Origin of the sequence: Micromonospora sp. DT47 (assembly GCF_049844475.1) — a bacterium.
Lineage (GTDB): Bacteria > Actinomycetota > Actinomycetes > Mycobacteriales > Micromonosporaceae > Micromonospora.
In genome coordinates, this window is record NZ_JBNCLC010000054.1 from 1 (window position 1) to 5,359 (window position 5,359).

The following is a 5,359-nucleotide window of genomic DNA, read 5'->3' on the forward strand; positions in this document are numbered from 1 at the left end:
GATTGTCCGGCGGCGTCCTACTCTCCCACACCCTCACGAGTGCAGTACCATCGGCGCTGGAGGGCTTAGCTTCCGGGTTCGGAATGTTACCGGGCGTTTCCCCTCCGCCATGACCGCCGTAACTCTATCGACATGTCAAACAACACCACACGTGGTCTGTTGTTCGTTTGTCGGGAGTTGCACAGTGGACGCGTAGCAGCTTTGTAGTCAAGTCCTCGGCCTATTAGTACCGGTCAACTGAACCCGTTACCGGGCTTACATTTCCGGCCTATCAACCCAGTCGTCTAGCTGGGGGCCTTACCCCACATTGTGGGTGGGATACCTCATCTTGAAGCAGGCTTCCCGCTTAGATGCTTTCAGCGGTTATCCCTTCCGAACGTAGCTAACCAGCCGTGCCCCTGGCGGGACAACTGGCACACCAGAGGTTCGTCCGTCCCGGTCCTCTCGTACTAGGGACAGCCCTTCTCAAGTATCCTACGCGCACGGCGGATAGGGACCGAACTGTCTCACGACGTTCTAAACCCAGCTCGCGTACCGCTTTAATGGGCGAACAGCCCAACCCTTGGGACCTGCTACAGCCCCAGGATGCGACGAGCCGACATCGAGGTGCCAAACCATCCCGTCGATATGGACTCTTGGGGAAGATCAGCCTGTTATCCCCGGGGTACCTTTTATCCGTTGAGCGACACCGCTTCCACATGCCAGTGCCGGATCACTAGTCCCGACTTTCGTCCCTGCTCGACCTGTCAGTCTCACAGTCAAGCTCCCTTGTGTACTTGCACTCAACACCTGATTGCCAACCAGGCTGAGGGAACCTTTGGGCGCCTCCGTTACTCTTTAGGAGGCAACCGCCCCAGTTAAACTACCCACCAGACACTGTCCCTGAACCGGATAACGGTCCGAAGTTAGAAACCCGAATCAACCAGAGTGGTATTTCAAGATTGCCTCCACCCATACTGGCGTATGAGCTTCACCGGCTCCCACCTATCCTACACAAGCTAATTCAGATACCAATGTCAAGCTATAGTAAAGGTCCCGGGGTCTTTCCGTCCTGCCGCGCGTAACGAGCATCTTTACTCGTAATGCAATTTCGCCGGGCCTGTGGTTGAGACAGTGGGGAAGTCGTTACGCCATTCGTGCAGGTCGGAACTTACCCGACAAGGAATTTCGCTACCTTAGGATGGTTATAGTTACCACCGCCGTTTACTGGCGCTTAAGTTCTCAGCTTCGCCCCGAAGAGCTAACCGGTCCCCTTAACGTTCCAGCACCGGGCAGGCGTCAGTCCATATACATCGAATTACTTCTTCGCATGGACCTGTGTTTTTAGTAAACAGTCGCTTCCCCCTGCTCTCTGCGGCCATACAACGCTCCACCCGCGTGGGGTTTCACGTCTCCGGCCCCCCTTCTCCCTAAGTTACGGGGGCAATTTGCCGAGTTCCTTAACCACAGTTCGCCCGTCGCCTCGGTATTCTCTACCTGACCACCTGTGTCGGTTTGGGGTACGGGCCGCTAAGAACTCGCTAGAGGCTTTTCTCGGCAGCATAGGATCACTGACTTCACCTGAATCGGCTCGGCATCACGTCTCAGCCTTCGTGCACCACGGATTTGCCTATGGTGCGGCCTACACGCTTACCCCGGCACAACCACCGGCCGGGCTCAGCTACCTTCCTGCGTCACCCCATCGCTTGACTACTACCCATCGGGGTCCCACGCTCCCCAGCATCAGTCCGAAGACATCAACCGGTTCGGGTGGTTAGCACAACGAGGTTCGTCAGGGTCGCTCTTTCGCGGGTACGGGAATATCAACCCGTTGTCCATCGACTACGCCTCTCGGCCTCGCCTTAGGTCCCGACTCACCCAGGGCGGATTAGCCTGGCCCTGGAACCCTTGGTCATCCGGCGGAAGGGTTTCTCACCCTTCTTTCGCTACTCATGCCTGCATTCTCACTCGTGCCGTGTCCACAGCTGGGTCACCCCGCTGCTTCACCCCCGGCACGACGCTCCCCTACCCATCCACACACCTGCACAACACATCAAGGCGTTGCGTGGTTGAAATGTGAATGCCACAGCTTCGGCGGTGTGCTTGAGCCCCGCTACATTGTCGGCGCGGAACCACTTGACCAGTGAGCTATTACGCACTCTTTAAAGGGTGGCTGCTTCTAAGCCAACCTCCTGGTTGTCTGTGCGACCCCACATCCTTTTCCACTTAGCACACGCTTAGGGGCCTTAGCTGGTGATCTGGGCTGTTTCCCTCTCGACTACGAAGCTTATCCCCCGCAGTCTCACTGCCGCGCTCTCACTTACCGGCATTCGGAGTTTGGCTGATTTCGGTAAGCTTGTGGGCCCCCTAGACCATCCAGTGCTCTACCTCCGGCAAGAAACACGCGACGCTGCACCTAAATGCATTTCGGGGAGAACCAGCTATCACGGAGTTTGATTGGCCTTTCACCCCTAACCACAGGTCATCCCCCAACTTTTCAACGTTGGTGGGTTCGGCCCTCCACGCGGTCTTACCCGCGCTTCAGCCTGCCCATGGCTAGATCACTCCGCTTCGGGTCTAGGACACGCGACTGAATCGCCCTATTCAGACTCGCTTTCGCTACGGCTCCCCCACACGGGTTAACCTCGCCACATGCCACTAACTCGCAGGCTCATTCTTCAAAAGGCACGCCGTCACCCCGTAAGGCTCCGACGGATTGTAGGCGAACGGTTTCAGGTACTATTTCACTCCCCTCCCGGGGTACTTTTCACCATTCCCTCACGGTACTTGTCCGCTATCGGTCACCAGGAAGTATTTAGGCTTACCAGGTGGTCCTGGCAGATTCACGGCAGATTTCAGGGGTCCGCCGCTACTCGGGAACACTCACAGGAGGCCAGCCACTTTCACCTACCGGACTTTCACCGCCTACGGTCAGCCATTCCAGACTGTTCGGCTAGCAACTGGCTTTGTAACTCCTCCGACAAGTGTCAGCTTGTCGAGCAAGGTCCCACAACCCCGACCACGCAACCCCTGACAGGTATCACACGCAGCCGGTTTAGCCTCGATCCGCTTTCGCTCGCCACTACTCACGGAATCACTATTTGTTTTCTCTTCCTGCGGGTACTGAGATGTTTCACTTCCCCGCGTTCCCTCCACACACCCTATGTGTTCAGGTGTGGGTGACACCACATGACTGGTGCCGGGTTTCCCCATTCGGACACCCTGGGATCACAGCTTGGTTGACAGCTCCCCCAGGCCTATCGCGGCCTCCCACGTCCTTCATCGGCTCCTGGTGCCAAGGCATTCACCGTTCGCCCTTGACAACTTGACCACAAAGATGCTCGCGTCCACTGTGCAATTCTCAACAAACGACCAACCCACAACCAGATCCACCCCACACCAGCCCGACAATCCGCCGACGGTATGCGAGGCCAGGTCATGCCTGGCAGCCCGCGAAACCCCACAGGGCTCCGCATCAAGGCTCTGAAAGACAACCAACGGTTGTTCCTTCAGGACCCAACAGGGTGCTCTACGCCTCCACTCAGCCGCACCGGAAGGAACCGTTCCACACCACCCGAAGGTGGCCGTACCAGGTATCCCGGCCGTTGCCGAGGAAAAACTCGCCAGTGTCTCCGCCATTGAGCACCCCGACCCGACATTCGCAGGTCGCGGGCTCCTTGCACCCTTTCGGGTGAAGGTGCTCCTTAGAAAGGAGGTGATCCAGCCGCACCTTCCGGTACGGCTACCTTGTTACGACTTCGTCCCAATCGCCAGCCCCACCTTCGACGGCTCCCTCCCACAAGGGGTTGGGCCACCGGCTTCGGGTGTTGCCGACTTTCGTGACGTGACGGGCGGTGTGTACAAGGCCCGGGAACGTATTCACCGCAGCGTTGCTGATCTGCGATTACTAGCGACTCCGACTTCACGGGGTCGAGTTGCAGACCCCGATCCGAACTGAGACCGGCTTTTTGGGATTCGCTCCACCTCACGGTATCGCAGCCCATTGTACCGGCCATTGTAGCATGCGTGAAGCCCTGGACATAAGGGGCATGATGACTTGACGTCATCCCCACCTTCCTCCGAGTTGACCCCGGCAGTCTTCGATGAGTCCCCGCCATAACGCGCTGGCAACATCGAACGAGGGTTGCGCTCGTTGCGGGACTTAACCCAACATCTCACGACACGAGCTGACGACAGCCATGCACCACCTGTGACCGCCCCCGAAGGACCCGACATCTCTGCCGGTTTTGCGGCCATGTCAAACCCAGGTAAGGTTCTTCGCGTTGCATCGAATTAATCCGCATGCTCCGCCGCTTGTGCGGGCCCCCGTCAATTCCTTTGAGTTTTAGCCTTGCGGCCGTACTCCCCAGGCGGGGCGCTTAATGCGTTAGCTGCGGCACAGGAAACCGGAGAGGTCCCCCACACCTAGCGCCCAACGTTTACAGCGTGGACTACCAGGGTATCTAATCCTGTTCGCTCCCCACGCTTTCGCTCCTCAGCGTCAGTATCGGCCCAGAGACCTGCCTTCGCCATCGGTGTTCCTCCTGATATCTGCGCATTTCACCGCTACACCAGGAATTCCAGTCTCCCCTACCGAACTCTAGCCTGCCCGTATCGACTGCAGGCCCGCAGTTGAGCTGCGGGTTTTCACAGTCGACGCGACAAGCCGCCTACGAGCTCTTTACGCCCAATAATTCCGGACAACGCTCGCACCCTACGTCTTACCGCGGCTGCTGGCACGTAGTTGGCCGGTGCTTCTTCTGCAGGTACCGTCACTTTCGCTTCGTCCCTGCTGAAAGAGGTTTACAACCCGAAGGCCGTCATCCCTCACGCGGCGTCGCTGCATCAGGCTTCCGCCCATTGTGCAATATTCCCCACTGCTGCCTCCCGTAGGAGTCTGGGCCGTGTCTCAGTCCCAGTGTGGCCGGTCGCCCTCTCAGGCCGGCTACCCGTCGTCGCCTTGGTAGGCCATCACCCCACCAACAAGCTGATAGGCCGCGAGCCCATCCCAGGCCGAAAAACTTTCCACCCAACACCATGCGGTGCCAGGTCATATTCGGTATTAGCCCCGGTTTCCCGGGGTTATCCCAAAGCCTAGGGCAGGTTGCTCACGTGTTACTCACCCGTTCGCCGCTCGAGTACCCCGAAGGGCCTTTCCGCTCGACTTGCATGTGTTAAGCACGCCGCCAGCGTTCGTCCTGAGCCAGGATCAAACTCTCCAACAAAAACTTGTTGAAACAGTCATCCCGACAACAAAAAGTGTTGCCAAAGGAATCCCAACCAGCAGCCCTCCGAAGAAGACCACCAGTCCGGGGTATAAATCATATTGGCACTGGCTTATCAAGCACCCTGTTGAGTTCTCAAAGAACAACCACACACC

Annotated in this window: 3 rRNA genes; all 3 read right to left on the reverse strand. The window is 57.8% G+C overall.

Annotated features, from left to right (window positions below):
* Positions 1-4: 4 nt before the first annotated feature.
* The 3 genes from rrf to ACLQ2U_RS32050 all read right to left on the reverse strand — a co-directional run bounded on the left by rrf (position 5) and on the right by ACLQ2U_RS32050 (position 5,204).
* Positions 5-121, reverse strand: a 5S ribosomal RNA gene (gene rrf / locus ACLQ2U_RS32040).
* An 82-nt stretch (positions 122-203) separates the two neighbouring features.
* Positions 204-3,310 (reverse strand): 23S ribosomal RNA (locus ACLQ2U_RS32045).
* 377 nt (positions 3,311-3,687) lie between these two features.
* Positions 3,688-5,204, reverse strand: a 16S ribosomal RNA gene (locus ACLQ2U_RS32050).
* Together the 16S, 23S and 5S rRNA genes form the textbook arrangement of a ribosomal RNA operon.
* Positions 5,205-5,359 lie beyond the last annotated feature (155 nt).